The sequence below is a fragment of the Cryobacterium zongtaii genome, from assembly GCF_002909375.1.
Lineage (GTDB): Bacteria > Actinomycetota > Actinomycetes > Actinomycetales > Microbacteriaceae > Cryobacterium > Cryobacterium zongtaii.
The window spans coordinates 24,867-51,857 of record NZ_PPXD01000015.1; the positions used below are offsets into that span (position 1 = coordinate 24,867).

23 protein-coding genes are annotated in these 26,991 nt (G+C 68.1%); 11 read left to right on the plus strand and 12 right to left on the minus strand.

Features of this window, described 5'->3' with window-relative positions; all coding sequences use genetic code 11:
- Window positions 1-5: 5 nt before the first annotated feature.
- Window positions 6-518, plus strand: a complete 513-nt coding sequence (locus C3B61_RS10205; RefSeq protein ID WP_103460571.1) for a MarR family winged helix-turn-helix transcriptional regulator — start codon at window positions 6-8, stop codon at window positions 516-518.
- Window position 519: 1 nt separating this feature from the next.
- Here C3B61_RS10205 and C3B61_RS10210 read toward each other — a convergent pair whose 3' ends face one another.
- A complete protein-coding gene (locus tag C3B61_RS10210; protein WP_103460517.1) occupies window positions 520-2,046 on the minus strand; it encodes a sensor histidine kinase in 1,527 nt (508 codons plus the stop codon).
- A complete protein-coding gene (locus tag C3B61_RS10215; protein WP_103460518.1) occupies window positions 2,046-2,792 on the minus strand; it encodes a response regulator transcription factor in 747 nt (248 codons plus the stop codon). The genes C3B61_RS10210 and C3B61_RS10215 overlap by 1 nt, the downstream gene beginning before the upstream one ends.
- 181 nt (window positions 2,793-2,973) lie before the next feature.
- Here C3B61_RS10215 and C3B61_RS10220 point away from each other — a divergent pair, with 181 nt between their 5' ends.
- Window positions 2,974-4,452 carry an ABC transporter permease gene (locus C3B61_RS10220; RefSeq protein WP_103460519.1) on the plus strand — a complete coding sequence of 493 codons (1,479 nt, stop codon included), beginning with the start codon at window positions 2,974-2,976 and terminating at the stop codon, window positions 4,450-4,452.
- Between the two features lie 37 nt (window positions 4,453-4,489).
- On the plus strand, window positions 4,490-5,161 hold the full coding sequence (locus C3B61_RS10225) for an ABC transporter ATP-binding protein (protein WP_103460520.1): 672 nt from the start codon (window positions 4,490-4,492) through the stop codon (window positions 5,159-5,161).
- A 61-nt stretch (window positions 5,162-5,222) separates the two neighbouring features.
- On the opposite strand, the gene C3B61_RS10230 is transcribed toward C3B61_RS10225, so the two are convergent.
- The 4 genes from C3B61_RS10230 to C3B61_RS10245 form a co-directional block, all read right to left on the minus strand.
- Window positions 5,223-6,212 (minus strand): glycoside hydrolase family 43 protein, encoded by a 990-nt coding sequence (locus tag C3B61_RS10230; protein WP_103460521.1) that lies wholly within the window; start codon window positions 6,210-6,212, stop codon window positions 5,223-5,225.
- Window positions 6,209-7,063, minus strand: a complete 855-nt coding sequence (locus C3B61_RS10235; protein ID WP_103460522.1) for a carbohydrate ABC transporter permease — start codon at window positions 7,061-7,063, stop codon at window positions 6,209-6,211. Before C3B61_RS10235 ends, C3B61_RS10230 begins: the two co-directional genes overlap by 4 nt.
- 9 nt (window positions 7,064-7,072) lie before the next feature.
- Complete coding sequence (locus C3B61_RS10240; RefSeq protein ID WP_240632341.1) at window positions 7,073-7,885, minus strand: carbohydrate ABC transporter permease; 813 nt, start codon at window positions 7,883-7,885, stop codon at window positions 7,073-7,075.
- A 142-nt stretch (window positions 7,886-8,027) separates the two neighbouring features.
- Complete coding sequence (locus C3B61_RS10245; RefSeq protein ID WP_088455032.1) at window positions 8,028-9,344, minus strand: ABC transporter substrate-binding protein; 1,317 nt, start codon at window positions 9,342-9,344, stop codon at window positions 8,028-8,030.
- 251 nt (window positions 9,345-9,595) lie between these two features.
- On the opposite strand from C3B61_RS10245, the gene C3B61_RS10250 reads away from it, so the two are divergent.
- Window positions 9,596-10,621: a LacI family DNA-binding transcriptional regulator gene (locus tag C3B61_RS10250; RefSeq protein WP_103460524.1), complete on the plus strand. Its 1,026-nt coding sequence runs from the start codon at window positions 9,596-9,598 to the stop codon at window positions 10,619-10,621.
- A 78-nt stretch (window positions 10,622-10,699) separates the two neighbouring features.
- Window positions 10,700-12,571: a glycoside hydrolase family 2 protein gene (locus tag C3B61_RS10255; RefSeq protein WP_103460572.1), complete on the plus strand. Its 1,872-nt coding sequence runs from the start codon at window positions 10,700-10,702 to the stop codon at window positions 12,569-12,571.
- Window positions 12,572-12,658: 87 nt separating this feature from the next.
- Here C3B61_RS10255 and C3B61_RS19475 read toward each other — a convergent pair whose 3' ends face one another.
- Window positions 12,659-13,447 carry an LPXTG cell wall anchor domain-containing protein gene (locus C3B61_RS19475; protein ID WP_133160276.1) on the minus strand — a complete coding sequence of 263 codons (789 nt, stop codon included), beginning with the start codon at window positions 13,445-13,447 and terminating at the stop codon, window positions 12,659-12,661.
- Window positions 13,448-13,941: 494 nt separating this feature from the next.
- Here C3B61_RS19475 and C3B61_RS10265 point away from each other — a divergent pair, with 494 nt between their 5' ends.
- Window positions 13,942-14,604, plus strand: a complete 663-nt coding sequence (locus C3B61_RS10265) for a YqaJ viral recombinase family protein (protein WP_103460573.1) — start codon at window positions 13,942-13,944, stop codon at window positions 14,602-14,604.
- A 66-nt stretch (window positions 14,605-14,670) separates the two neighbouring features.
- Window positions 14,671-15,885: an ROK family transcriptional regulator gene (locus C3B61_RS10270; RefSeq protein ID WP_174776354.1), complete on the plus strand. Its 1,215-nt coding sequence runs from the start codon at window positions 14,671-14,673 to the stop codon at window positions 15,883-15,885.
- Window positions 15,886-15,890: 5 nt separating this feature from the next.
- Here the strand turns inward: C3B61_RS10270 and C3B61_RS10275 are convergent, their stop codons facing one another.
- The 3 genes from C3B61_RS10275 to C3B61_RS10285 form a co-directional block, all read right to left on the minus strand.
- A complete protein-coding gene (locus C3B61_RS10275; protein WP_103460525.1) occupies window positions 15,891-16,892 on the minus strand; it encodes a sugar phosphate isomerase/epimerase family protein in 1,002 nt (333 codons plus the stop codon).
- Window positions 16,893-16,941: 49 nt separating this feature from the next.
- Window positions 16,942-18,093: a Gfo/Idh/MocA family protein gene (locus tag C3B61_RS10280; protein WP_103460526.1), complete on the minus strand. Its 1,152-nt coding sequence runs from the start codon at window positions 18,091-18,093 to the stop codon at window positions 16,942-16,944.
- 106 nt (window positions 18,094-18,199) lie between these two features.
- Window positions 18,200-19,249, minus strand: a complete 1,050-nt coding sequence (locus C3B61_RS10285) for a substrate-binding domain-containing protein (protein WP_103460527.1) — start codon at window positions 19,247-19,249, stop codon at window positions 18,200-18,202.
- A 176-nt stretch (window positions 19,250-19,425) separates the two neighbouring features.
- On the opposite strand from C3B61_RS10285, the gene C3B61_RS10290 reads away from it, so the two are divergent.
- The 4 genes from C3B61_RS10290 to C3B61_RS10305 are packed head-to-tail and all read left to right on the plus strand — an operon-like array spanning window position 19,426 to window position 24,499.
- A complete protein-coding gene (locus tag C3B61_RS10290; RefSeq protein ID WP_103460528.1) occupies window positions 19,426-20,946 on the plus strand; it encodes a sugar ABC transporter ATP-binding protein in 1,521 nt (506 codons plus the stop codon).
- The gene (locus tag C3B61_RS10295; RefSeq protein ID WP_370290195.1) at window positions 20,943-21,983 is read left to right on the plus strand and encodes an ABC transporter permease; all 1,041 of its coding nucleotides are present in this window, start codon (window positions 20,943-20,945) and stop codon (window positions 21,981-21,983) included. The genes C3B61_RS10290 and C3B61_RS10295 overlap by 4 nt, the downstream gene beginning before the upstream one ends.
- 54 nt (window positions 21,984-22,037) lie before the next feature.
- The gene (locus C3B61_RS10300; RefSeq protein ID WP_244285908.1) at window positions 22,038-23,036 is read left to right on the plus strand and encodes an NADP-dependent oxidoreductase; all 999 of its coding nucleotides are present in this window, start codon (window positions 22,038-22,040) and stop codon (window positions 23,034-23,036) included.
- Window positions 23,033-24,499: a cryptochrome/photolyase family protein gene (locus tag C3B61_RS10305; protein ID WP_103460530.1), complete on the plus strand. Its 1,467-nt coding sequence runs from the start codon at window positions 23,033-23,035 to the stop codon at window positions 24,497-24,499. Before C3B61_RS10300 ends, C3B61_RS10305 begins: the two co-directional genes overlap by 4 nt.
- Window positions 24,500-24,547: 48 nt before the next feature.
- Here C3B61_RS10305 and C3B61_RS10310 read toward each other — a convergent pair whose 3' ends face one another.
- Both C3B61_RS10310 and aceB read right to left on the minus strand, forming a co-directional pair.
- Window positions 24,548-25,186: a GNAT family N-acetyltransferase gene (locus C3B61_RS10310; RefSeq protein WP_341866768.1), complete on the minus strand. Its 639-nt coding sequence runs from the start codon at window positions 25,184-25,186 to the stop codon at window positions 24,548-24,550.
- Window positions 25,187-25,269: 83 nt separating this feature from the next.
- Complete coding sequence (gene aceB, locus C3B61_RS10315; RefSeq protein WP_103460531.1) at window positions 25,270-26,991, minus strand: malate synthase A; 1,722 nt, start codon at window positions 26,989-26,991, stop codon at window positions 25,270-25,272.

Genomic DNA, 26,991 nt, shown 5'->3' on the forward strand with positions numbered 1-26,991 from the left:
TGGTCATGACCGACCACGGCGAGCTTCCCCCGGTCGCCGAGCCCGGCGTCACGGCCGCCCTGTCCCCCGACACCGCGACCGAGGCCGCCGAGGCCTTGGCCGACGTCGAGGAGCAGATGATGCAATTGGCGGCCTATGTGCGCGGCGCCCTGCGCGATTCGGCCCTGCGCATCGACCCGGCGCTGCAACCGTTCGGCCTCAAGATCCTGCGCACCCTGCGACGCTGCGGACCCACGCACGCCAGCGCGCTGGCCGAGTTGCTCGAGGTGGACCGCAGTGTGATCAGCCGTCAGGCCCGGCTGCTCGAGGACCTCGGCCTGCTCGAGCTGGCCGCGGACCCGGCCGACGGGCGCGCCAGGTTCCTCGCGGCAACCCCGTTGGCGATGGAGAAGATGGCGGCCGTGCCGGGAGGCGACAAGAGCCTGCTGCACGGCCGGCTGACCTCGTGGCCCGAAGCCGACCTGCAGCAGTTCGCCCTGCTGCTGAAACGGCTGAACTCCCCCGACGGCGCACGGTAGGTCAGGCCAGGGGCAGCGCCACGCGGAAGCTGGTGCGCCCCGGCCGACTGTCCACCGTGACTTCGCCGTCGTGGGCCAGAACCACGGCCTGCACGATGGCCAAGCCGAGACCGGTGCTGCCTCCGGTACCGCGGAACCTGGAGCTGTCGCCTCGGGCGAACCTCTCGAACAGGGTCTCCTGCAGGTTCTCCGGGATGCCGGGACCGTCGTCGGTCACGGTGACCACGGCGTCTGGCCCCTCGACGCCGAGCGCCACCTGCACCCGGGTGCCCGCGTCGGTGTGCACGCGGGCGTTGGCCAGCAGGTTCGCGAAAACCTGGTGCAGGCGCGGACCGTCGCCGGCCGCCAGCACAGGCTCTTCGGGCAGGTCGAGGTCCCAGCTGTGGTCCCGGCCGGCCGCGTGGGCGTCGCTGACCACGTCGACGAGCAGCATGGTGAGGTCCACGGGTTCCCGTTCCAGCTCGCGACCCTCGTCCAGGCGGGCGAGCAGCAGCAGGTCTTCGACGAGACCGGTCATCCGCACCGACTCCGACTCGATGCGCCCGAGAGCGTGGATGGCGTCCGGCGGCAGTTCCTGGCCGCTGCGCCGGGTGAGCTCGGAGTAGCCGCGGATCGACGCGAGCGGGGTGCGCAGTTCGTGGCTGGCATCCGCCACGAACTGGCGCACCTTGTTCTCGCTGGCCTGCCGGGTTTCCAGGGCGATGTCGACGTGGTCGAGCATCCGGTTGAGCGCTGAGCCCACCCGGCCGACCTCGGTGCGGGGGTCGGTGTCCGCGGCCGGAACCCTGTCGACGAGCAGCACCTCGCCGCGGTCCAGTGGCAGTTCGGAGACCCGGGTGGCCGTGGCCGTCACCCGCTGCAGCGGACGCAGGGCCAGACGCACTATCGCGGTGGCGAGGAACGCCGCCAGCACGAGGCCGGCCAGCGACACGACGGCGATGATGAGCGCCAATTGGGTGGCGGTGCCGGTCACCGAGGACACGGGCAGACCGACAAGGTAGAGGGCGCCGGTGCGCGCGGCCTGCGCGAGGACCCGGTACTCGCCCACGTCGCCGCCGAGATCCACACTGAACGGGACCGACGTGCGCCCCTCCTGCACCGCGGCGTCGAGTTCGGTGAGCAATTGGGTGATCTGGTCGTTGCTCAGAGCCACGACGGCGCCGGTGTCGTCGGTGTAGCCCGCCGTGACGGCACTGCCGTCGTAGACCAGGGCGAGGGTGCTCGGCGGTTGAGAGGGCCCGTTGAGGACCTCGCTGGCCGTGGGCGTGCCGGCGTTGAAGTCGGTGCCGGTCGGCCGTCCGCCGCCGACGACCACGCTGGAGCGTTCGGCCACACTCTCCACCTGCTGGTCGAGGCCGTCCATCAGGTTGGCGCTGAGGATGGCCACGCTCACCACCCCGATGACCAGGCTGACAAGGGCAAGCAGGCCCACCACGGCCACAACCAGTCGGCGGCGCAGGGTCCAGGGGGCCCGGCCGCTGCGGGTCGGGATGATGGGGGTGTCGCCGACGGGTGCTCCGGGTTTCATCAGGCGATCTTCAGCATGTAACCGGCGCCGCGCACGGTATGGATCATCGGCTCGCGACCGGCGTCCACCTTCTTGCGCAAATAGGAAATGTAGATCTCCACCACCGACGACTTGCCGCCGAAGTCGTAACTCCAGACCCTGTCGAGGATCTGGGCCTTGCTGAGCACCCGGCGCGGGTTGCGCATCAGGAAACGCAGCAGTTCGAACTCGGTCGCGGTCAGCTCGATCTGTTCGCCCGCGCGGAACACCTCGTAGCTGTCCTCGTCGAGGGTGAGGTCGCCCACCGTGATGCGGGGGTCGCTGGAGTCGGAGACGGCCATCGTGGAGCGCCGGATGAGGCCGCGGAGCCTGGCGACGACCTCTTCCAGGCTGAACGGCTTGGTGACGTAGTCGTCGCCGCCGGCGGTGAGACCGGCGATGCGGTCGTCGAGCGAGTCCTTGGCGGTGAGAAAGAGCACCGGCGTTTGGTAGCCATCCGCCCGCAGCCGCTGGAGCACCTGCAGACCATCGATGTCGGGCAGCATGATGTCGAGCACGATGGCGTCCGGCCGGAACTCCCGCGCCAGGGTGAGCGCGGCCCGGCCCTCCCCGGCCGTGCGCACCTCCCAGCCCTCGTAGCGGAGGGCCATCGAGAGCAGGTCGGTGAGGGTGGGTTCGTCGTCGACGACGAGCACCCGGATCGGGGAGCCGTCGGCCTTGCGAAGGCGTGGTCCGTGGGTCGGCTGCTCGTTGGTTCGGGTGCTCATGCTCCGAAGTATCCCCGCCTTTCCTATGAACCGGCTATGCGCCGCCCACGACGATCCTGAGAGAGCGGGACCCTGCGGCCTTCTGGGCGTATTCATAGGCAGGCCATAGTGCAGCCATAACCGGGCTCCTTAGCTTCGAAGGCAACGGCGGGAACCTCCCTGCCGCCGGACTGGAGAATCGATGTTTGTCACGTATCTGCGACGAGAGCTGGCGGGTCGCCGCAAGCAGACCGCCATCGTCGCCATCGGCATGGCCCTCGCCATCGCCCTGGTCATTATCGTCAACGCAGTGTCGAGCGGAGTACAGCTGGCACAGTCCACCGTGCTGGCCTCGGTCTACGGCGTCGGCACCGACATCACCGTCAGCCAGACCCCGGCCGCGCCCACCGAGGGCGAAGCAGGCGCCGGCGGGCCGGCGAACTTCGACTTCGGCGCGGATGCCGGCGCCACCGCCGACGGGACCACCACCGTCAGCCAGTCCAGGCTCTCCGTCGACCGGGGCACCACCGCGTTCGACGCCACGGCGCTGGACACCGTCGGCGGCATCGACAACGTCTCCGCCGCCGCCGCGACCCTGTCGCTGAGCAACACCACCTTCGACGGCGCCCTGCCCGATTTCTCCGCCGGGACACCGCAGACCGGGGACGACGCGGCCGGCGGAACCCCGCCCAGCGGTGGACCCGACGGTGCCGGCGGCAGCTCCTTCAGCGTCGATTCCTTCACAGTGCTGGGCCTGGACCCGGCCGCTGAGGCCGTCGGGCCCCTCTCGGCCGTGAGCCTCACGGATGGACGCAGCCTGGAGACCACTGACGCCGGCACCAATGTCGCCGTCCTCGACGCCGACTACGCCACCACCGCCGAACTCGTCGTGGGCGACACCGTCGCCATCGCGGACACCGACTTCACCGTGGTCGGCCTGGTCACGGCCTCCTCGGCGGATGCCGCCACGGCCTCCAACGTCTACATCCCGCTCGACGTCGCCCAGACCCTGTCCGGCCTGACCGATCAGGTCACCGACATCTACGTGCAGGCCGCGTCCTCCACCGACATCGAGCAGATCCAGGCCGACGTCGAGACCGCCCTGCCGGAGGCCACGGTGCAGACCCAGTCCGACCTCGCCTCGAGCGTGTCAGGGTCGCTCTCCAGCGCCGCCGACCTGGTGAAGAACCTCGGCCTTTGGCTGTCGCTCATCGTGCTCGCGGCGGCGTTCCTGATCGCCATCCTGTTCACGATCTCCGGCGTCACCCGGCGCACCCGGGAGTTCGGCACCCTCAAGGCGATCGGCTGGTCGAACGGCCGGATCGTACGCCAGGTGGCCGGTGAATCCCTGGTTCAGGGCCTGATCGGCGGCGTCGGCGGCATCGCGGTCGGCCTGGCCGGAATCCTGGTGATCAACCTCGCGGCCCCCACGCTCACCGCGGGCGCGGCCACTGCCGACCCGGCATCCGCCATGGGCGGCCCCGGCGGCAGTGCCGGCGGATTCGGTCAGGCCATGGTGGAAGCCACCACCTCTGACATCGTTCTGCAGGTGCCGGTGACCCTGTCGGTCATCCTCATCGCCGTCGGTCTCGCCGTGCTCGGCGGTCTGCTCGCCGGCGCGATCGGCGGCTGGCGCGCCTCGCGCCTGAGCCCCTCCGAGGCACTGCGCAGCATCGCGTGACCCCCTCCGTCGAATTCATCACCAGAAGTGAGCTCCCATGTATGAACTGACCAATGTCACCAAGAAATACGACCAGGGCAAGCGCTCGGTCACGGCCCTGAACAAGGTCACCCTGTCCATTCCGGATGGACAGATGGTCGCCATCCAAGGGCCGACCGGCGGCGGAAAGTCCACGCTGCTGCAAATGCTGGGCGCCCTCGACCGGCCCACCGAGGGCACCATCGAGTTGGGCAGTGCGGATCTGTCCAAGCTCGGCCAGGGGCCGTTGGGGGAAATCCGGGCGCGCGAGATCGGCTTCGTGTTCCAGGGTTTCAACCTGATCCCCACCCTGACCGCGCAGGAGAACGTGGAGACCGCGCTCGCGCCGCTCGGGGTTCCCACGGCGGAGCGCATCTCGCGGGCCGCGGCGGCGCTCGACTCCGTCGGGCTCGGCGAGCGCGGCAGCCACCTGCCCGCGGAGCTCTCCGGTGGCCAGCAGCAGCGCGTCGCGATCGCCCGCGCCCTGGTCAAGGAGCCCACGGTGCTGCTGGCCGATGAGCCCACCGGGAACCTCGACGAGCAGACCCGTGACGAGATCATGGACTTGCTCGAGGGCCTGTGGCGGGCGAAGGGGCTGACCCTGATCGTGGTCACCCACGATTCGGCTGTCGCCAAGCGTGCGCAGAGGCGCCTCTTGATCAAGCAGGGTGTGGTCAAGGACCTCGGCTGAGGTCCGTGCCGAGCGATCGCGCTGAGTCGGCGGATGCCATCTGGAATCCGCCGGCTCGGCGTCAGGCCGGTGGGACCACCGTCGGGCGCCCGTCGACCCAGTCAAGCTGCAGAACGCTCATCCCCCGGTAGACGTAGGCCGGATCCCAGGAGTGCAACACGATCTGGTCACCACCGGGCTGGTCCGGGCCCGGGGAGACCACGTCCTGACCGCCAGGGCCGAGATAGCGGTCGCCGGAACTCTCCGTACTGAAGAGCGGTTCGGCACCGTTCGTGTAGGGCCCCTGGAGTGTCGGCGCCGTGGCGAAACCCATGGCGTAACTGTCATCGGCGTAACTGTTCGCCGAGTAGAAGAGCACGTACTCGTCGTCATGACGGATCAGGATCGGCGCCTCCACCACGGTGCCGTGCCACTCCTCCGACTGCTTGATGAGCCTGGTCGGTTCGCCGGTCAGTGTGCGGCCGTCGGGCGAGAGCGGTGACAGCTGCAGCCAGGTATCCAGGGAGCAACAGTTGCCGTCGTTCTTCCAGAGCAGCCATCTACTCCCGTCCGCATCGACGAATGCGCCGGCGTCAATCGCGCCTCCCTCGCCGGTCGGGCAGATCAACGGCACCGTCGATGTTGCCACGAACGGGCCGGTGGCCGATGCGGCGCTGGCGACGCCGATGCACTGCAGGCCTGAGGCCCTGTCGGCGGCGGTGAAGTAGAGCAGGAAGGTGCCATCCGGACCAGAGGTCACCTCTGGCGCCCAGGTCCTCCCGGTGTCGGCCCAGTCCGGGAGGTCAGGGAAAACGTCGCCGTCCTGCACCTCCCACGACTGGAGATCGGTGGAGGTGGCGAATTGGACATTTGCGGTGAGCGAATTGGTGGCGTACGCGTAGTAGCTGTCACCGACCAGCAGCACATCCGGGTCGGGAAAATCCTGGTCTATCGCGAAGGCTGCCGGCACGTCGGTTGCGGCGGCATCCAGAGACCCGGCCGGCCCACAACCGCCGAGGAACGCCACCGCCGCACACACGAGGACAGAGGCGCCGGCCCGCCGCAGACTCACCCCTTCACGCCCGAGCTGGCGACACTTTCAACGATTTGCTTCTGGGCCAGCGAGAACAGCACGAGCACCGGGACCGAAGCGATGACCGCGCCGGCCATGACGATACTGAAGTGAGTGGAATAGGCGCCCTGCAATTGGGACAGGCCGGGCTGCAGGGTGAGGTTCTCCGGGCTCAGCAGAACGTAGATGGGCCACAGGAAGTCATTCCAGTTGCCGAGAAAGGTCAGAATTGCCAGCGTCGACAGCGCGGGCTTGGCCAGCGGCAGCACGATCTGGAGGAAGATCCTGATATCCCCGGCCCCGTCGATACGCGCGGCTTCCTCGATCTCGGTCGGCAGCCCGACGAAGAACTGGCGCAGGAAGAAGATGCCGAAGGCACCGGCCGCGCCGGGGACGGAGACCGCCCACAGGGTGTCGAGCCAACCGAGGTTCTGCACGATCAGGTAATTGGGAATGAGGAAGATCACCGGCGGCACCAGGAGGGTGCCGATGATGAGCCCGAAGATGAACTTCTTTCCCTTGAATTCCAGCCGCGCGAGCGCGTAGGCGCCCATCGAGGCGGTCACCAGCACGATCACGGTCTGCAGCGTGGCCGCGACGAGGCTATTGAGCAGCCAGCGGAAGATCGGCTGTTGGCCGCTGGCCAGAGTCCCGTACGCGTCGACTGAAAACGGGTTCGGAAGGATTGAATACGGATTCGAGATGACATCGGTGTCGGTCTTGAATGAGGTGATCACGATCCAGACGAGGGGCAGGATGATCGTGAGGGCGACGACGATCAGCGCGGCGTAGAGGGCACCACGCCGAAGGCGTGCGGGTCCCGACACCCGTCGCGGAGTGAGAGTAGTCATCGATGATCCTTAGGGTTTGTCCCGCTGAAGGCGGAAGTTGATCACGCTGATGATCGCCAGGAAGGCGAAGAGCACGTAGCTCATGGCCGCCGCTGCCGCCATGTTGTTCTGCGAGAGCCCCTGGTCGGAGATGTACATGATCGCCGTGCGGGTCTGGTTGGCCGGCCCACCCTTGGTGAGCAGGTAGGACTGCCCGAACATGTTCGCGGACGCCAGGATCGTGGTGGTGCTGACGAAGAGCATCACCGGTCGCAGTCCAGGCAGGGTGACGTTCCAGAACTTGCGGATCGCCCCCGCGCCGTCGAGCGCGGCCGCTTCGTAGAGGTCGGTGTTGATGCCCTTGAGACCGGCGAGCAGGATGACGGCGTTGAACCCCAGAGTCCACCAGACGGTCACGCCCACCAGCGAGACCCACGCCCACGGCACGTCGACGGTCCAGGGGATGTCGGAGGGGAGACCGATCAGGCCGAGGAGGTGGTTGATCATGCCCGACTGCGTGTCGAGCATGTACTTCCAGATCACTCCGATCACCGCGACACCCAGAACGAACGGTGCGAAGAAGATCGCCCGGAACACGGTTCCGCCGGCAATTTTCTGGTTGAGCAGCAGCGCCACACCGAGGGGGATCACGAGCAGGAAGGGAACGCTCGCCACCGTGAAGATCCCGGTGGCACCCAGGCTCTGCCAGAAATCGCCGAAGAAGACCGAACCCGGCGTGACGAGATCGATGTAATTCTGCAGCCCGATGAACGACTGCTCGGTCTTATAGGGGCTCCAGTCGGTGACGCTGATCCAGACTCCGAAGACCGCGGGACCGACCACGAAGGTAGCGAAGAGAACGAGGAACGGAGCCAGGAAGGCATAGGCCGTCCAGGTTCGCCTGCGGGTCCCCGACCCCCCGGCGCTCGCGCGCCGAGGGGCAGGGATCGGGGTCGCCACGGCGGTCGGGGGGAGGGGTGCCAGACTAGTCACCGTACTTCGCCTCGTTCTGCTTCAGGATCGCGTCGGCCTGCTTGGCCGCGTCGTCGAGAGCATCCGCGGGTGATTTCTTGCCGGTCAGCGCCTCGTTGAGCGCGGTGGTGATGAGCGCGTTCGCGGCGGTGATGCCCGGCGCGCTGGTCTCGTAGTGCGCGTAGGGAAGCTCATCGATGAAGGTCGCGAGGTTGGGGTACGCCTCGATCAGGGCGGGGTCGTTACGAACGTCATTTGCTGCGGGCAGCTCACCGGTTTCGGCCCAACCGCTGGAGTTCTCGTTCATCCACTTGACGAAGGTCGCTGCTGCGGAGGTCTTGTTGGCGTCCTGGCCCTTGTTGTTCAGGAACATCCAGTGGGTCGAGCTCGACCAAACGGCCTTCTCGGTTCCGATCTGGGGAACCGGTGCCGCTGTCCAGTCCAGCGCGTCGAACGCCTCATTGGTCGTTTGCCAGACGCCATTCCAGTTGTAAGCGGTCTGCCCGGAGAGCAGGCCCTTGATGTTGCCGTCCTGGGCCACATTCGCGGGGCTGTAGCCCTGGTCGATCAGGTCGGTCATGTGAGTGAGGGCCTGCACGCCGGCCTCGGAGTTGAAGGTCGCCTTGGTCACATCGTCGTTGTACAGGTCGCCACCGAACTGCCAGAGCAGGGACTGGAACTCGAAGGTGCCGGTGAAGACGTAGCCGTCGACCCACTCGCCCTGGATGCCTGCTGCCTTCAGTGTCTCGAGTGCGGCCATGTAGCCGTCCTTGTCGGCGGGTACCGTCGCGGGGTCGATTCCGGCGGATTTCAGGACATCGTTGTTGACGTAGAGGCCAAGCGGCGTCACGCTCCAGGGAATCCCGTACTGACTGCCGGAGTATGCGCCGGCGTCCATCAGGCCCTCGGGGAAGTCATCGGCGGAGTAGCCGAGATCGTCGATGATGGCGTCGGCCTCAAGGAGGAGGCCCTGCGCCGCGTAGGTGGCGACATCGTCACCGTGGGCGACGGCCACGTCGGGGCCCTTGCCCGCCTTGATGGCCAGCGGCATCTTCTTCGAGATGTCCCCCCACTCCATGGGAACGTTCTTGACCACGATGTTCGGGTGCTCAGAGTTGAACTCTTCGACGAGTTTCGGTACGAGAACGGGGGCGGCGCCGCCCGTCCACCCATTCCAGAAGCTGATCGTCACGTCGGGACCGGTGTAGTCCGCGCCGGACACGGCTCCACCACCGGCGCTCGTGCCTCCAGTGCTGCAACCGGCGAGGGCAACCCCCATTCCAACCGCCAAGGTTGCGGCAATCGCGCGACGCGCGAATCCTTCCTTCATGGTGCTCTCCTTTGAGTAGTCGCCGACTCGCGGCGATGAATGAGTCGGATCAGGTGCCCGGCCGGTGCCGGACCGGGTGATGTGTTCATTCCGGCACGGCTTCAGAAAGCGGATGATGCGACGGGATAAATTTACAGCGCTAGAAAGTCATCCGTCAAGCTTCCTTCGCATCACGAAGCAGACGGGCACGAAGGCTAGAGTCATGGATGAAACCCTCACGCGCCCCCGCAGCGCCGACTCAAGGAGCAGCAATGGCCGGAGTGCGACTCCAGGACGTCGCCGTTCACGCCGGCGTGTCGATGAAGACAGTGTCGAACGTCGTGCACGACCATCCCCACGTTTCCGCGGCGATGCGGGAGCGGGTTCAACGCGCCATTGATGATCTGGGCTACCGGCCGAACGCCCTCGGCCGACGCCTGGCCACGGGACGCACGGGCCTCATCGCACTCGCGTTCGCCGATGTGCGCCTGGCCTACTTCTCCGAGCTGGCGAGTCTGGTCTCAGCGGCAGCCGCCTCGACGGGCGCCGGCTACCGACTGCTCCTCGAGGAGACATCCGGCACCATCGACGGCGAGCGGGCCGTCCTCTCGTCGAGTGAGGCCGGCCTCGTCGACGGCATGCTCTTCCAACCCTCGATGATGACGTCCACCGAAGTGGCCCAGCGCCGCAGCGACATACCCATGGTGCTGCTGGGCGAGGGCGCGGCGCCGATCGGTGTCGACCACGTGATGATCGACAACGTCGCCGCCGCCAACCTGGCCACGCGCCACCTCAGCGCCCTCGGACGGACCCGAATTGCCTTCGTGGGTCACGAGGAGAGCGGCCAATCCGCCACGTCCACGCAGCGACTCATCGGATACCAGCAGGGGATCGAGGAATCGGGGCTGGTCCTGGATATGTCCCTGCTCATCCCCACCCGGGCCATCGCTCCAGCAGAGGCCGCCCGTGCCGTCGGAGCAGCACTGGATCGCGGTCTGCGATTTGACGGCCTGGTGTGCCGGGACGACCTCGCAGCGATCGGCGCCTTGCGCGCTCTCCAGGAACGCGGCATCCGGATTCCCGACGACGTGGCCGTCGTGGGCTGGGACGACATCTCCTTCGCGGCCGTCACCTTCCCGAGCCTCACCACGATCGCCCCGGACATGCCCGCGCTGGCCCGCGTCGCCCTCGAAATGCTGGAAGAGCGCATCATGGGCTACACCGGCCTGGGGCGCCATCGCCTGGTGGATTTCGACCTCGTCATTCGGGAAAGCGCGCCAGCAGTACCCCACGGTTGAACCGACCGGCCCGGCTGCGACGGCATCAATTCAATTTGCGGATTTACAGCGCTGCAAATTCAGTGCATGATGGAGGACATGAGTAGCACCGTCGATCTCGCGCCCGCCGTCTTTCGCGCCAGCCAGCAGGACGGGCGCTACCCGCGCCCCCAGCTCGTCCGCCCCGCTTGGACCGAACTGTCCGGGGACTGGGGCTTCGCCTTCGACGACGCCGACATCGGTTTGGCAGCCCGTTGGTTCGCCGACGCGCGATTCGATCGAACCATTCAGGTTCCGTTCCCCTTCGAGTCCGCCGCCTCGGGCATTCACGACACCGGGTTCCACCCGGTGGCCTGGTATTCGCGGTCCTTCGACGACAACGACCTGGCGCGGGCCGGCTTCTTCACGGGCCAGCGTCTGCGCGTGCACTTCGGCGCGGTCGACTATCGCGCCAGCGTTTGGGTCGACGGAACGTTTCTCGGTCAGCACGAGGGTGGGCACACCCCCTTCTCCTTCGACATCACCGACGCGGTCGCGGCCGGTGTGGCCGAACACTCCATAGTGGTCAGGGCTGAGGATGATCCCCTCGACGTGACTCAGCCGCGCGGCAAACAGGATTGGCGCGTCGAACCGCACTCAATCTGGTATCACCGCACCAGCGGCATCTGGCAGCCGGTCTGGCTCGAGTCCACGAACCCCCTGGCCGTCACTCTCGTGCACTGGATACCGGACCTGCCGAATGCGACGGTTCGTGTTCGGATCGATGTCAGTCGACGACCCACGGCCGGCACGACGGTGTGCCTCAGCCTGAGTGTCGACGGTGATCCCCTGACCCAGGCGACGGTAGCCGTCACCGCGACGACCCAGGTCTTCACCATCGCGCTCCCGGCTCAGGTGAACGGTCAAGCCTACGAAGAGCTGCTGTGGACCCCAGAGTCGCCACGGCTGATCGATGCCACTTTGACGGTACGCACCGGTTCTTCAACGGACACGCAGGGGACGGCTGTGGATGTCGTACATTCCTATTTCGGCCTTCGCTCGGCGGCGATCGCTCGCGGCCGGTTCCTTCTGAACGACCGGCCCTACTATGTGAGGTCTGTTCTGCAACAGGGATACTGGCCCCAGTCGCATCTCGCCAGCCCCTCGCCGGAGGCCCTGCGCCGGGACGTCGAGCTCATCAAGGAACTCGGTTTCAACGCGACTCGTGTGCACCAGAAGATCGAGGACCCCCGTTTCCTCTATTGGACGGACCGGCTCGGCCTCCTCGTCTGGGGCGAGACCCCCGGCGCCTTCGAATTCGGCGCCACGGCCGTGCGGCGGATGATGGCGGAGTGGACCGAAGTCGTGGAACGGGACCTCTCGCATCCCTCTCTCGTGACGTGGGTGCCGCTGAACGAGAGCTGGGGCGTGCAGCACATCGCCCATGACCCCGCGCAGCAGAATTACGCGCGGGCACTCGTCGCGCTCACCCGCACGCTGGATCCGTCCCGCCCGGTGATCTCCAACGACGGATGGGAGCACATCGACTCCGACATCCTCTCGGTGCACGACTATGAATCGATCGGCGACACCCTCCGCGAGCGTTACAGCGACGACGACGCAAAACGCCGGCTTCTCAGCGACCTCGGGCCCGCGGGGCGCCGTCTCCTTCTCGCCGGCCAGGAGATCGGTGAGCGGCCCGTCATGCTCACCGAATTCGGCGGCATCTCGTTCGCCACCCACTATGCGGACAGTGACGCCTGGGGCTACTCGAGCGCCCAGACCGCGGACGATTTCCTCGAGCGTCTGGACGCCGTCGTGGCGGCAATCCACTCCAGTTCGTTCCTGGCCGGGTTCTGTTATACCCAACTGACCGACACCCTCCAGGAAACCAACGGACTGCTCGATGACAACCGCAGGCCCAAGGTGCCCATGCACCTGCTTCGCGCCATCATCACGCAGACCGCACCCGACGGGCCCCCGCTCGGTTAGCGGGCCGCCTGGCCGCAGGTGCTCGCGAGTACGACAGAACGCCCCGGACGATTCCTCGTCCGGGGCGTTCTTGGGGATTATGCCGGGTTATGCGCGGCGGAACCGGCGGGCCAGCAGCAGGCCGGCGCCAAGGAGCATCGCGAGGACGCTCGCCGCAATGGCCGGAACGCTCCAGGTCGAGACGCCTGTTTCGGCAAGCTCACGCGTTGACGCCGCGGGGGTGGGCGCCGGCGCCGTTACGGCTGCCGGCGTGACGGCAGTCGCCGTCGGGGTGGGCGTGGCGTTCGCCGGCGGCACGATCGGTGCGGGCGTCTCGCTCACCGACGGCACGATCGGCGTGGGCGTGGGCGTCACCGGCGGCACAGAAGGCGTGGGCGTCGACGTCACCGGCGGCACAGAAGGCGTGGGCGTGGGCGTCGACGTCACCGGGGGCACTGAAGGCGTGGGCGTCGGCGTCGACGTCACCGGCGGCACTGAAGGCGTCGGGGTCGGGCAGGCGACAGTTTTGTCGGCGAAGGTGCGGTCATACCCGTCGTGCGTGCCGAGAACCACCGAATAGGTGTGCGGCCTCTGGCCGTCCAGTGCGATCGTCGAGGAATAGGTCTTGCCGAACTTCACCGGTGCCGAGGCGACGCCGTCGATGGTGACGGTGACCGTATTCGGCGTGGCGTCGGCCGCAACGGCCGGTTTGCCGCCACTGGCCGGCTTCGCGGCGATCACGTTGTAACTCTCGAATTTCATCGACAGCGACGTGCAGTCAGCGCTCACGGCCGGAGTGTGGGCGAACGCCGGCACGGCAGCGCCTCCGACGGCGAGGCCGCCGACGAGAAGAACGGAACCGAAGATTGTCGCGGCTTTGGTAGGGATCGTGGTCATTTTTCTTTACCTCATGGGTCAGTCGAAATGTGTATGCGCGCACACTCGGGTGAAGGCGCGGCAGTACTACGAATTGCGCGCGCCGAATCGCTCGGCGGGGCGCGCTGAAGGAGGCCCGGGACGATGCCCCGGGTGATATGGACGCGAGTGGGCGTGGGTGGGCGCCTCGATGACATCGTGGTGCACTACGACCGCCTGTTATCGGCCACCTGTCCACGGTTGAGTGGCTGGTGTAAAGGCCGATCGGGCCTACTCGCTCTCGGCCTTTTGGATTGGCGGCCGGTCCCCCTTTATGAGGACAAGCCTAGGGAAGGCGGCCCGTATTCCCTAGGAAGTACGCACCCCCAGTCCGAGTCAGCTTGGGATTTCCAACCCATCATCCGTTCCCTCGGGCATCGGCCCGGCCGCACAAATCCGGCCTCTGCGTGCGGCAGAATGGGCAGGTGCCCCATGACTTGCTCGCCCTGTTCGACCTGGGCGAGGAGACCGGCGACATGCTCGCACCGCCCGTCCGGGCCGCGCCCGCCGCACTGCCCGTGAGCGCCCACTTGCTGCGCATCGTCGCCGACTCCACCGACAGGGTCGCCTGGCTGCGCGCTCGCAGCCAGGGCATCACCGCCACGGATGTCGCCAAGCTCGCCACCGAGAAATCCGTGCACAACGCGGCGAGGGAGAAGATCAACGGCAGCGGTTTCGGCGGCAACCCGTACACCGACCACGGTCGGGCCCGGGAACCCGAGATCGCGGCCTGGGTGCTGGCGAACTACGGCATCGAACCGAGCACCAACCTGTTCCATGCCGCGGGTCAACCCCGCCACTTGGCCACTCCCGACGGCCTGGGCCTGGCGGGCAACGGGGTCTTCGAACTCGCCGAGATCAAGACCACCAGCAAGCCCTGGCGCAGCATCCCCCGCTCCTACCTGCGGCAGATCTGGTGGCAGCAGTACGTGCTCGGCGCCGACCGCACCCTGCTGGTGTGGGAGGAGCACGACAACTTCGTGCCGCGCAACGCTGTGCCGGAGTGCCGCTGGATCGACCGGGACGACGACCAGATCAGGATCCTGGTGGGATTCGCCGACCAGCTGATCGATTTGCTCAACCACCAACGCGAGCGCGAGCGTGCCGCCGCCCCGCCACCCTACGACTACGGCCGCTGAGCCGGCCGCCCGATGATTCGATTCTGTTCGACAGAAATAAGTCGACCGATGTGATTTGATTGTCCAATGATCGACATAAGTCGTGGAGATGCGCTCGGCTCCACCGGCACGAGTGATCTGTTTCAGATCCTTCGCGACGGCCGTTCCCGCACACGCACCGAACTGGCTGCTCTCACCGGGCTCGCTCGTTCGACCATAGCCCTGCGCATCGATTCCCTCGTCAAGCTCGGCCTCGTCGGCCCCAGCACGGACGCACCGTCCACCGGTGGCCGGCCGTCCTCGCAAGTGGCGCTGGCCACCGGCACAAAAATCGTGCTCGGCGTGGATATCGGTGCCTCGCACATACGGATCGCGGTCAGCGACCTGACCGGGCGCCCGCTGCACGAGACCAGCGCCGCCATCGCCGTCGCCGACGGGCCCGTCTCGGTGCTCGACTGGGTCATCGAGGCCGGTGACAGCCTCTTGCGCGCGTCCGGCCGGCCCGCGGATGACCTGCTCGCCATCGGGGTGGGCCTTCCCGGACCGGTCGAATACAGCAGCGGCCGCCCGATCAACCCGCCGATCATGCCCGGTTGGGACCGGTTCGACGTGCGCGGCACCCTACAAGCGCATTTCCACGTTCCGGTACTGGTCGACAACGACGTGAACATCATGGCGCTCGGGGAACGCGAGACCGCCTGGCCGGATGTGGACCATCTCATCTTCGTCAAGGTGGCCACCGGCATCGGCTCCGGCGTGATCTCCGGCGGCATCCTGCAGCGCGGCGCCCAGGGCATCGCGGGCGACATCGGCCACGTGCAGGTACAGCGTGGGGCCGAGGTGCCCTGCCACTGCGGCAACCGCGGCTGCCTTGAGGCGTTGGCGTCCGGTCCCGCCCTCGCCGCGCAGCTTCGCGGCCAGGGCCTGCCGGTCGACTCCAACCAGGATGTGGTCGACCTGGTCAAGCGCGGCAACCTCGAGGCCATCCAAGCCGTGCGACAGGCCGGCCGGGACCTCGGTGAGGTGCTCACAGCCTGCGTCAGCCTGGTCAACCCGTCCGTCATCGTGATCGGCGGCTCCATGGCGCAGGCCGGCGAACACCTGATCGCCGGCGTGCGGGAGGTCGTGTACACGAGGTCGATGCCCCTGGCGACCCAGCATCTGCAGATCACCCAGTCCGGCGCGGGTCCGGACGCCGCCGTGATCGGCGCCAGCATGCTGGCCATCCATCACGCCCTCTCGCCCGCCCGGGTGGACGCCATGGTGCTGGAACTGATGGAAACCGCCGCGCTGGCGAAATAGGACCGTCAGCGACTGCTGAATGCCGCGTCGAACGAGGCCGTCGGCGCTTCGAACGCCAACCTCCGCACGAACTCCAACGCCTCAGGGGCGCCGACGAGGCGGTCCATACCGGCGTCCTCCCATTCCACCGAGATCGGCCCGTCGTAGCCGATGGTGTTGAGCATCCGGAAGCTGTCCTCCCAGGGCACATCACCGTGGCCCGTGGAGATGAAGTCCCAGCCCCGGCGCGGGTCCGCCCAGGCCAGGTGGGAGCCCAGCCGCCCGTTGCGCCCGTTCACCATGCGCTTCTTGGTGTCCTTGCAGTCCACGTGGTAAATCCGGTCCCTGAAGTCCCAGAGGAATCCGACCGGGTCCAGGTCCTGCCAGACGAAGTGACTCGGATCCCAGTTCAGCCCAAACGCCTCCCGGTGGCCGATCGCCTCCATGGTGCGCACCGTGGTCCAGTAGTCGTAGGCGATCTCACTGGGGTGCACCTCGTGCGCGAACCGCACGCCCACCTCATCGAAGACGTCCAGGATCGGATTCCACCGGTCGGCGAAGTCCTGGTAGCCCGCGTCGACGGCCTCCTGCGACACCGGGGGGAACATGGCAATGTACTTCCAGATCGATGAACCCGTGAAGCCGATCACAGTCTTCACGCCCAGCTTCGCGGCGAGCCTGGCGGTGTGTTTCATCTCCTCGGCCGCACGTCGTCGCACCCCCTCAGGGTCGCCGTCTCCCCACACCACGTCGGGCAGGATGTCCCGGTGCCGCTGGTCGATCGGGTCGTCACACACGGCCTGGCCCTTGAGGTGGTTCGAGATCGCGTAGACCTTGAGGTTGTACCGGGCCAATATCGCCAGCCGATCCGCCACGTAGGCGTCGTCATCCCAGCGCCAGGGATCCAGGTGGTCGCCCCAGCAGGCGATCTCCAGCCCGTCGTAGCCCCAGCCGGACGCAAGCCTGGCTACGTCTTCGAAGGGCAGATCGGCCCACTGGCCGGTGAACAGGGTGACGGGACGGGGCATCGTATTCTCCTGGGTTGAGGTGGAACTGTGCTGGGTAGAGGGGGTGTGCTCAAGCACTTTCGAGGGTCGGGGTCCAGGCGCTACCGGTCGCGGCACTGCGTTCGACGGCCGTAAGCACCCGCTGAACGTGCAGGCCGTCCGCGAATGACGGTGTCGGCTGGCGGCCGGCCATGATCGCTTCCACAAGATCCCGGGCCTGGTGGGTGAACCCGTGCTCGTAGCCCAGCAGGTGACCCGCCGGCCACCACGCCGAGATATACGGATGCTCGGGCTCGGTGACCTGCACCCGGGTGAAGCCCTGCCGGTCTGCGGGCGCCGCCCTGTCGTAATAGCCGAGCGCGTTGAGGTCTTCCAGATCGAACGACACCGCCCCCAGGGAACCGGCGACCTCGATTCGCAGGGCGTTCTTGCGCCCCGTCGACATCCGGCTGGCCTCGAACGATCCAAGAGCGCCGCCGTCGAAACGACCGGTGAACAGGGCCACATCGTCCACGGTCACCGCGCCGCGCTCGACCGAGGCGGTGCCGGAGAGTCCGGACACACTGGCCAGCAACGGTCGCTCCGTCACGAACGTCTTCATCACCCCGCTCACCGAGGTGAGCCGCTGACCGGTGATGAACTCGGCCAGGTCGATGGCGTGCGCACCGATGTCACCGAGGGCGCCGGACCCGGCCAGGTCTTTCTGCAGCCGCCATGCCAACGGCACCGCGGGGTCGACCAGCCAGTCCTGCAGGTACGCGGCGCGCACCTGACGAATCTCGCCGATGGTTCCGGCGGCCACCAGGTCTCGGGCGAAGGTGGCGGCCGGCACCCTTCGATAGGTGAAGCCCACCATGGCGAAGACGCCGTTCGCCGCCGCGCGGGAGGCGGCGGCCGCCATCCGTTCGGCCTCTTCGGCCGTATTGGCCAGGGGTTTCTCGCAAAGCACGTGCTTGCCGGCGTCGAGGGCGGCTATCGCGATCTCGACGTGACTGTGGCCGGGGGTGACGATGTCGACCACGTCGATGTCCTCGCGGGTGACCGCCGACCGCCAGTCGGTGCTGGTCTGGGCCCAACCCCACTTCTCGGCGGCGGCGGCCACGGAATCGGGATTCCGGCCCACGAGCAGCGCCATCTCCGGCCGCGCCGGCAAATCGAAGAACCGTGGCGCAACCCGCCAGCCCTGGGAGTGCGCCGCCCCCATGAATCCGTGGCCGACCATGGCAATCCTCAACTGGCGAGCGTCCAACGTGTCCTCTTTTCTGGCGTGGCGTGAATGAAGTGGGTGTCGCGGGACGCCCGCGGGTACCCGCGGGCGTCCCGCCTGGTCAGGATTCGAAGGCGGTCGGCAGGTACTTGTCGACGTTCTCGCTCGTGACCACCGGCGCGTTCAGCACGATGCGGGTGGGCACCTCGACCTCGACAAGATCGCTCATCGCCTTGTCCTGCACCAGCAGGCGGGCCAGCCGGATGCCATCTGCGGCCTGGGTGGACGGGTAGATGACCGTGGCCTGCAGCACGCTGTCGCCGGACTCGATCTCTCGCATCGCGTTCGCCGAGCCGGCGCCGCCGACCATGATGAATTCATCCCGGCCGGCCGCATCGATGGCCGCGAGCACGCCGACACCCTGGTCGTCGTCGTGGTTCCAGAGGGCGTCGATCTGCGGGGCCGCAGAGAGCAGCTGGGATGCCGCCGCCTCGCCGCCCTGCACGGTGAAGTCGGCCGCCACCCGGTTCTCGACCGCCAGGCCGCAGTCGTCGAGGGCATCAGCGAAGCCGCGGCTACGGTCCTGGGTCAGCGGCAGCGAGTCGACGCCGGCAATCTCCGCGACGACGGCGTCAGGGTTGTCGCCGACCTCCTCACAGATGTACGTGCCCGCGCTCACCCCCATCCCGTAGTTGTCGCCGAGGATCGTGGTGCGGGCGGCGAAGGTGCTGGAGAATTCCCGGTCGACGTTGATCACCGGGATTCCCGCCTCCATCGCCTGGATGGCGACCTCGGTCAAGGCGGCGCCGTCGGTGGGCAGCAGGACGATGGCGTCGACGCCGTCGTTGATGAAGCCCTCCACCTGGCTGATCTGGAGGTTGGCGTCGTTGGTGCCTTCGGCGACCCTGAGGTCGATGTCCGGGTACTTCTCCGCCTCGGCGATGGCCGCCGAGTTGATCGCGGCGAGCCAGCCGTGGTCGGCGGCGGGACCGGAGAAGCCGATCACGACGGTGTCCCCGGTCTCGGCGTTCTCTTCGAGCGAGGCACTGGTGGGTTCGGTGTCGGATTCTTCAGTGCTGCCGGGGGTGCAGGCCGCCAGTAGTCCGACCATGGCGAGCGAGGTTCCGGCGGCCAGGAGCATCTTGCGGCGCCTGGTGCGTAGTGCATGCATGTGGTCCTCCTTATTGGTGAATCGCAGGTTCGCCAACGAAGAGGTGCGCAGCAAACCGGGCGAAAGGGTGCATCCCGGAGGCCTATCAACGCTGACGCGGCACACAGTAGCAGAAGTATCCCCATTTATCGCCGACTTAATCTCGTGCATCGACATATGTGTGTTATGTTGCCCGCATGATCGACGACGACCATTCGGAACCCCTGCTCAGGGTGCACGGAATCACGAAGGCGTTCGCCGGCGTGCAGGCGCTCAAGGGGGTCGACCTGGAGGTTCGCCCGGCCGAAGTGCACTGCCTTTTGGGGCAGAACGGCGCCGGCAAGTCCACCCTGATCAAGGTGCTCTCCGGTGTGTATCAACCCGACGGGGGCGTCATCCGGTGGCAGGGCGATGAAGTGTCGATCATCCATCCGGTCTTCGCGCTCGGCCTCGGCATCGCCACGATGTACCAGGAACTCGACGTCGTCGACGGCCTCACCATCGCCGAGAACATCTTCCTCGGGCACGAGCGCTCCTCCGGGGGCCTGCTCAAGGTGAAGGAGGCCAATCGCGCCGCCCGCGCCCTACTCGTGCGGCTCGGCCACGGCAATCTGTCGCCCAGCACTGAGGTGGGCCGGCTGTCCGCCGCGAACAAGCAGATCGTCAGCATGGCGCGGGCGCTGTCCCACGACACGAAGCTGATCATCATGGACGAGCCCAGCGCGGTGCTGGACTCCGAGGAAGTGCGAAACCTGTTCAGGGTCATCCGCGAGCTCACCGCCCAGGGCGTCGCCGTGGTGTACATCTCGCACCGCCTCGAGGAGATCCGGCAGATCGGCGACCGGATCACCGTGATCAAGGACGGCAGCAGCATGGCCGTCGGACTGAGCGTTGCGGACACCTCCACCGCCGACCTGATCACCCTGATGACGGGGCGGACCGTGGCGAACGTCTTCCCCGACCGGGTTCCGGTGCCCGCCGAGGCCCCGGTGCTCATCGAGGTGGCGGGCCTCGGCCTGCGCGGCATCTTCGCCGACGTGAGCCTGAGCGTGCGCGGGGGCGAAATCGTCGGCCTCGCCGGGCTGGTCGGGTCCGGCCGGTCCGAGATCCTGGAGACCATCTACGGGGCTCGCAAGGCCTCGGCCGGGCACGTGACCGTGGCTGGGGTGCGGCTCGCGGCCGGCTCGGTGAATGACGCCGTCAAGGCCGGTATCGGCTTGGCTCCGGAAGAGCGCAAGAGCCAGGGCCTGATCCTGGACGAACAGGTCTACCGCAACGTCACCCTGTCGACCTTCGCCAGGTTCGCTCGCGGCGGTTTCCTCGACGAGCGCCGCGAACGGCAAGTAGCGCTCGAGCAGATGCAGGCCCTCGAGCTGCGACCGGCCGACCCCGACCGGGCCACCCGCACGCTGTCCGGCGGCAACCAACAGAAGGTACTCCTCGCCCGCTGGCTGCTGCACGGCACCAAGGTGCTTCTGCTGGATGAACCGACCCGGGGCGTCGACGTGGGCGCCCGCGCCGAGATTTACGCCCTCATCCGCCGGCTGGCCGCCGCCGGTACCGCCATCATCCTGGTCTCGAGTGAGATCGAGGAAGTCATCGGACTCGCCGACCGGGTGCTCGTCATCGGCGACGGCGAGGTGCTGACCACCACCGACGCGCACGCCATCGACGAGGCCGGCGTGCTCGATCTGGTCATGAAAGGAGCAGCAGCGTGAGCGAACCCAACGGTGCCATCGCCGCCCAGACCGTCCCCGAAACCGGAGGCGAAAACCGTCCAGGTGTGCTCAGGCGGATCATGAGCGGATCCGTCGGCCGCAACCTCGGGTTGGTGATCGCGCTGGTGGTGCTGGTGATCGTGGGCACCGTCACCGCCGGCGACAGATTCGCCAGCTACGACAACTTCCTCACCATCATCCGTTTCGCCTCGATCATCGGGGTGATCAGCATCGGCCTGACCTTTGTGATCATCGCGGGCGGCATCGACCTGTCCGTCGGGTCGGTGATGGGCCTGGCCACCGTGGTCGCCAGCCTCACCGCCGTGCAGGCCGCCGCCACCCAGAGTTCCTGGCTGTTGATGGTGCTGATCCCGGTCGGCGTGGGGATCGCGGCCGGGCTGATCAACGGGATCGTGATCGCGTACGGCAATGTCGTGGCGTTCATGGCCACGCTAGCCATGCTCGTCGGCGCCCGCGGACTCGCCGAACTCATCTCCGGTCGCCGCACCCAGATCGTCATCGAAACCGGCTTCCTGCAGTTCACCCGGTCGAGCATCATCGGCGTCCCCCTGCTGATCTGGGTCTTCCTCATCGTCGCCATCCTGGCCTGGTTCCTGTTGAACCGCACGACCTTCGGCCGGCGCACGGTGGCCATCGGCGGCAACCGGGAGGCGTCCAGGCTGGCCGGAATCCGGGTGAAGCGACACCTGGTTTACGTCTACGTGCTCAGCGGCCTGACCGCCGGGATCGCGGGGATCATGATGCTCGGCCGCACCACAGCGGGCACATCCACCCACGGCGGCCTGTACGAGCTCGACGCCATCGCGGCCGTGGTGGTCGGCGGCACCCTGCTCATCGGCGGCCGCGGCACGATCGTGGGCACGGTGCTCGGCGTGCTGATCTTCAGCACCCTCACCAATGTGTTCACCCAGAACAACCTGGACACCTCGGTGCAGTCCATCACGAAGGGCCTCATCATCGTGGTCGCGGTGTTGTTGCAGCAGCGTTTCGCCAGTCGCGGCCCGTCCGGCACCTAGCCGGCCGGGGCGCCCGGCCGGGAAGACGCCAGGATAGTGGCGCAGAATAGGCACATGCCCTTTTCCCCGGTTATGCCCACCTCCATGCGCGCCCTGGTCATCGACCGCACGGGCGGCCCCGACGAACTCCACGTGGCCGAGCTGCCACTGCCCATCGCGGTAGGCGACGAGCTCCTCGTGCGCGTGGTGGCCGCGGGCATCAACCCCATCGACGCGAAGACCAGGGCCGGGTCCGGCGCCGCAGCCGCAATCGGCGGTTACCCCACAGTGCTGGGCAACGACTTCAGCGGGGTCGTCGTGCGCGCCCCCTACGACACCTTTGAGTTGCAGCCCGGCGACGCCGTGTACGGCATGGCCCGGCCGCCGCGGATCGCGGGCAGCTACGCCGAATACCTCGTGGTGTCGAGCCTGTCCGTCGCCCGCAAGCCCGCCGCGGTGAGCCATGTCGAGGCCGCCGGCATCCCGTTGGCCGCGATGACAGCCTGGGGCATGGTGAACCTCGCCGAGGCCGGCCCCGGCCAGCGGATACTCATCCACGCCGGCAGCGGCGGCGTCGGCCACTTCGCCGTACAGTTCGCCAGGCACCTGGGCGCCCACGTCATCGCGACGGGCTCCACGGCCTCGATCGAGTTCCTGCAGCGCCTCGGCGCGCACGAGGTGATCGACTACAGCACCACCCGGTTCGAGAAGAACCTCACGAACCTCGACAGTGTCATCGACCTGATCGGCAATGTGCACGATGACACCGGCACCCGCTCGCTCGCGGTGCTGCGGCCGGACGGCCTGCTCGTGAACGCCCCCACCGGCAGCTGGCCCACCATGCAGGCCGACGCCGCCGCCGCTGGCGTGCGCGCCACCGGCTACAAGGTCGCTGCCGACGCCCGGGTGCTCGACACCATCACGGCACTGATCGACAACGGCAGCGTGCGGGTGAACATCGACTCGGTCTTCGATCTCGAGGACGGCGCCGCCGCACACCGGGCCATCGAGGGCGGCCACACCCGCGGCAAGATCGTGTTGCGGGTCTCCGACGTCGACGAGAGCGCCGCGTGACCGGCGCAGGCGGTTCCGCGGCCCAAACAGGCCCGGCCCATCCCGACGGGCCTTCGCTGGTCTGGTTGCGTGATGACCTGCGGCTGGGTGACAACCCAGCCCTCACCGCCGCGGTCGAACGCGACCGGCCGCTCACGCTGGTCTATCTTCTCGACGAGACCTCCCCCGGCATCCGCCCGCTCGGCGGCGCCGCCCGCTGGTGGCTGCACCAGAGCCTGGTCTCCCTGGCCGCCGACACGGCGGCCCTCGGCGGCCGCCTGGTGCTGCGCCGCGGTGCCGCGGCGACCGTGATCGCCGAGCTCGTCGATGAGCTCGGCGCCGGCGCGGTGTTTTGGAACCGGCGGTACGGCGAAGCCGAGCGCGACGTGGACACCCAGATCAAGGCGAGCCTCACCGAGGCCGGCATCGTGGCGCACAGCTTCGCCGGCTCCCTGCTCTTCGAACCGTGGACCATCCGCACCGGCGGCGGCACCCCGTACACGGTGTTCACCCCGTTCTGGCGGGCCTGCACCGCCGGCCCACCGCCACGGACGCCCTACCCCGCACCGGCATCGCTCGATCTGCCCGGCGACACCGACGCAGCCAGCCCAGCGCGCAGCACCCCCGCCACCCTGCCCTCCGACGACCTCGACTCGTGGGAGCTGGAGCCGCGCCACCCGGACTGGGCCGACGGGCTGCGCGAGGCCTGGACCCCCGGCGAAGGCGCCGCGCAGCAGCTGCTCGCGGCCTTCCTCGACGACGCCCTGCCGCGGTACGGCACCGAACGCGACCTGCCGGCGCAACAGGCCACCTCGAGGCTCTCGCCGTACCTGCGCTGGGGCGAAATCAGTCCGCACCAGATTTGGCACGCCACCGACGTCGCCCGGCGGGGCCTCACCGGCGCAGCCGCCAGCAGCGCGACCCGGTTCCTCACCGAGGTCGGCTGGCGTGAGTTCGCGTACCACGTGCTCTTCCACGCACCCGATCTGGCCACGGCCAACCTGCGCCCCGGCTTCGACGCCTTCCCCTGGCCGCCGCTGGACGAGCGCGCCCTGCAGGCCTGGCGGCAGGGCCGCACCGGCTTCCGGTTGGTGGATGCCGGCATGCGTGAGCTGTGGCGCACCGGCAGCATGCACAACCGGGTGCGCATGGTCACGGCGTCGTTCCTGATCAAGAACCTGCTCATCGACTGGCGGCTGGGCGAGCAGTGGTTCTGGGACACCCTCGTCGACGCCGACCCGGCCAGCAACCCCTTCGGCTGGCAGTGGGTGGCCGGGTCGGGGGCGGATGCCGCGCCGTACTTCCGGGTGTTCAACCCCGAACTGCAGGCGGCCAAGTTCGATCCCGCCAACGAATACGTGCGGCAGAACGTGCCCGAATGGGGCACCGGGGCCTACCCGCAGCCCATCGTCGACCTCGGCGAAACCCGCCGGGCCGCCCTGGCCGCCTACGAGCAGGTCAAGAACTCGCGACCTGTGAGTTAACCCCCGGAATCTCGAGGTTTTCGGGGCTTTTTCTCACGGTTCGCGGATCTAGAGGGCGCGCTCCAGCACGTAGTCGTCTTCGTAGCGCTCGCCCACCAGGAACCGTTTGATACCCACCTGTTCGAAGCCGTGCTTGCCGTAGAAGCGCAGGGCGCGCACGTTCTCCTGGTTCACGCCGAGCCAGGAGCCGGCGGCCCCACGCTCCCGGGCGGCATCGAGAGTGGCCGCCATCAGGGCGGCGGCCGTGCCGCTGCCGTGCGCCTCGGCGCGCACATAGCATTTGCTCAGCTCGGCGGTGGGGCGGATCCGGATCGCGCCGGCGGCATCCGCGTCGTGCGGTTCACCGAAGACGAGCATCGTGTAGCCGGTGAGGGTGCCCGCGCCGGTTTCGGCCACGAGCAGGAGCCGGTCCGGGTCGGCGAGGAAGGCCTCGAAGTTCGCCGGGGCGAGCACACGCGTAAGGAACGCGGCGATGGCGTCGGCGCTGGTGTGCGGCGGGCAGGCCAGGGCGAAGGTGGCCTCGGCCAGCTCGGCGAGCGCCGCGGCTTCGTCGGGACGGGCCGGGCGAATCCGCACCTCGGCGGCGGGCCGGGTCGGTGCAGGGTCGGTCGGTGCGGGGCCTGTCGAAGCAGGGTCGGTCGGTGCGGGGCCTGTCGAAGCAGGGTCTGTCGGTGTGGTCTCGGTCACCGTCCCAGCTTCTCAGTCCGGCTCCGGACGCGCAAACGGCCCGGCCGGGGGTGCCGGCGGGGCCGTTCGCTGACGCCTGTCGCCTACAGGTAGCGGGCGTAGGCGGCGACGGTGAGGAAGGTCGGGAACTCGGGTTCGAGCGCCGAGGCCCTGAACACCTCGAGGGCGTCATCGAACCTGTCCTCTGCCGTACGGGGCAACGCCGCCATCTCCTCGGCGACCAGCCCGGCCACCCAGTCCGCGTCGATCCGGCGACCGTCGGCGAGGGCCGAGTTGTCGTGGATCCACTGCCAGATCTGCGAGCGGGAGATCTCCGCGGTGGCGGCATCCTCCATCAGGTTGTCGATCGCCGCGGCGCCGACGCCGCGCAGCCAGGACTCGATGTAGCGCAGGGCGATGCGCACATTGTCGCGCACCCCGGCCTCGGTGATCTGACCGCCGGCCGACGCCACATCCAGAAGGTCGGCCGCGGTGACCTGGACCTCATCGCGGGTGCGCTCCAGCTGGTTGGTCCGGTCGCCGAGCACGGCGTCGAACTCGGCCCTCGCGGTGGGAATGAGGTCGGGATGCGCCACCCAGGTGCCGTCGAAGCCGTCACCGGCCTCGCGGCGCTTGTCCGCGGCCACCTGTTCGAGGGCTCGTTCGGTCACGGCGGGGTCCCGCCGGTTCGGGATGAAGGCGCTCATCCCGCCGATGGCGTATGCGCCGCGGCGGTGGCAGGTGGCCACCAGCAGTTCGGTGTATGACCGCATGAACGGCACCGTCATGGTGATTTCCTTGCGGTCGGGCAGCACGAACCGGCGGCCCCTGGCGCGGAAGGTCTTGATGATGCTGAAGATGTAGTCCCAGCGCCCGGCGTTCAGGCCCGCACAGTGGTCGCGCAGCTCGTAGAGGATCTCGTCCATTTCGAACGCGGCCTGGATGGTCTCGATCAGCACCGTGGCGCGGATGGTGCCGTGTCCGAGGTTCAGGTGGTCCTCGCTGTGGCTGAAGATGTCGTTCCACAGCCGAGCCTCGAGGTGACTCTCGAGCTTGGGCAGGTAGAAGTAGGGCCCGCTGCCGTTCTCGGTCAGCCGGTGCGCGTTGTGAAAGGCGTAGAGGCCGAAGTCCACCAGGCTGCCGGAGGCCGGCATCCGCCGGTTTGCCCGGTCGACGAAGGTGAGATTCTTCTCCACCAGGTGCCAGCCGCGCGGCCGCATGACGATGGTCGGGGTGGACCCCGGGGTGCCGCCATCCTGCCGGTCGGAGGGGGCGCCGGTGACCCGATACGCCTTGCCGTCTGGGCCGTCGTACGACAAGGTGCCGCGCACGGCGTCGTACAGGGTGAGCTGGCCCTCGATCACGTTCGCCCAGGTGGGGCTGGTCGCGTCCTCCTGGTCGGCCAGCCACACGGCCGCGCCGGAGTTGAGCGCGTTGATGGCCATCTTGCGGTCTGTCGGCCCGGTGATCTCCACCCGGCGGTTCTCCAGGCCGGGGCCCGCGCCGGCCACCCGCCAGGTCGGGTCATCGCGGATGTGCGCGGTCTCGGGCAGGAACCGCGGGTCGCGCCCGTTGGCGGCGTCCACCCGGGTCTGCAGCCGGGCGGCCAGCAGGTCGTGCCGGGTGCCGGCGAAGCGGTCATGCAGCTCGGCGAGGAACTCCAGGGCCGCCGGGGTGAGGATCTCGTCGTAGCGCTCACCGAGGGACCCGGTCACCTCGAGGTGCGGATGGATGGTGGCGAAGCTGCCGGTGCTGGTCTCACCGAAGGCCCGCCCGGTGGTGGGCGGTGTCGGCCGTTCGGCCGTCGCCTGGGTTGTCGTGGTCAT

What these genes read in the sequence shown, in the direction of transcription:
- C3B61_RS10205 (WP_103460571.1), top strand. Translation starts at nt 6, where the DNA reads ATGACCGACCACGGCGAGCTTCCCCCGGTCGCCGAGCCCGGCGTCACG.
- C3B61_RS10210 (WP_103460517.1), bottom strand. Translation starts at nt 2,046, where the DNA reads ATGAAACCCGGAGCACCCGTCGGCGACACCCCCATCATCCCGACCCGC.
- C3B61_RS10215 (WP_103460518.1), bottom strand. Translation starts at nt 2,792, where the DNA reads ATGAGCACCCGAACCAACGAGCAGCCGACCCACGGACCACGCCTTCGC.
- C3B61_RS10220 (WP_103460519.1), top strand. Translation starts at nt 2,974, where the DNA reads ATGTTTGTCACGTATCTGCGACGAGAGCTGGCGGGTCGCCGCAAGCAG.
- C3B61_RS10225 (WP_103460520.1), top strand. Translation starts at nt 4,490, where the DNA reads ATGTATGAACTGACCAATGTCACCAAGAAATACGACCAGGGCAAGCGC.
- C3B61_RS10235 (WP_103460522.1), bottom strand. Translation starts at nt 7,063, where the DNA reads ATGACTACTCTCACTCCGCGACGGGTGTCGGGACCCGCACGCCTTCGG.
- C3B61_RS10245 (WP_088455032.1), bottom strand. Translation starts at nt 9,344, where the DNA reads ATGAAGGAAGGATTCGCGCGTCGCGCGATTGCCGCAACCTTGGCGGTT.
- C3B61_RS10250 (WP_103460524.1), top strand. Translation starts at nt 9,596, where the DNA reads ATGGCCGGAGTGCGACTCCAGGACGTCGCCGTTCACGCCGGCGTGTCG.
- C3B61_RS10255 (WP_103460572.1), top strand. Translation starts at nt 10,700, where the DNA reads ATGAGTAGCACCGTCGATCTCGCGCCCGCCGTCTTTCGCGCCAGCCAG.
- C3B61_RS19475 (WP_133160276.1), bottom strand. Translation starts at nt 13,447, where the DNA reads ATGACCACGATCCCTACCAAAGCCGCGACAATCTTCGGTTCCGTTCTT.
- C3B61_RS10265 (WP_103460573.1), top strand. Translation starts at nt 13,942, where the DNA reads ATGCTCGCACCGCCCGTCCGGGCCGCGCCCGCCGCACTGCCCGTGAGC.
- C3B61_RS10270 (WP_174776354.1), top strand. Translation starts at nt 14,671, where the DNA reads ATGATCGACATAAGTCGTGGAGATGCGCTCGGCTCCACCGGCACGAGT.
- C3B61_RS10275 (WP_103460525.1), bottom strand. Translation starts at nt 16,892, where the DNA reads ATGCCCCGTCCCGTCACCCTGTTCACCGGCCAGTGGGCCGATCTGCCC.
- C3B61_RS10280 (WP_103460526.1), bottom strand. Translation starts at nt 18,093, where the DNA reads ATGGTCGGCCACGGATTCATGGGGGCGGCGCACTCCCAGGGCTGGCGG.
- C3B61_RS10285 (WP_103460527.1), bottom strand. Translation starts at nt 19,249, where the DNA reads ATGCATGCACTACGCACCAGGCGCCGCAAGATGCTCCTGGCCGCCGGA.
- C3B61_RS10290 (WP_103460528.1), top strand. Translation starts at nt 19,426, where the DNA reads ATGATCGACGACGACCATTCGGAACCCCTGCTCAGGGTGCACGGAATC.
- C3B61_RS10300 (WP_244285908.1), top strand. Translation starts at nt 22,038, where the DNA reads ATGCCCTTTTCCCCGGTTATGCCCACCTCCATGCGCGCCCTGGTCATC.
- aceB (WP_103460531.1), bottom strand. Translation starts at nt 26,991, where the DNA reads ATGACCACGACAACCCAGGCGACGGCCGAACGGCCGACACCGCCCACC.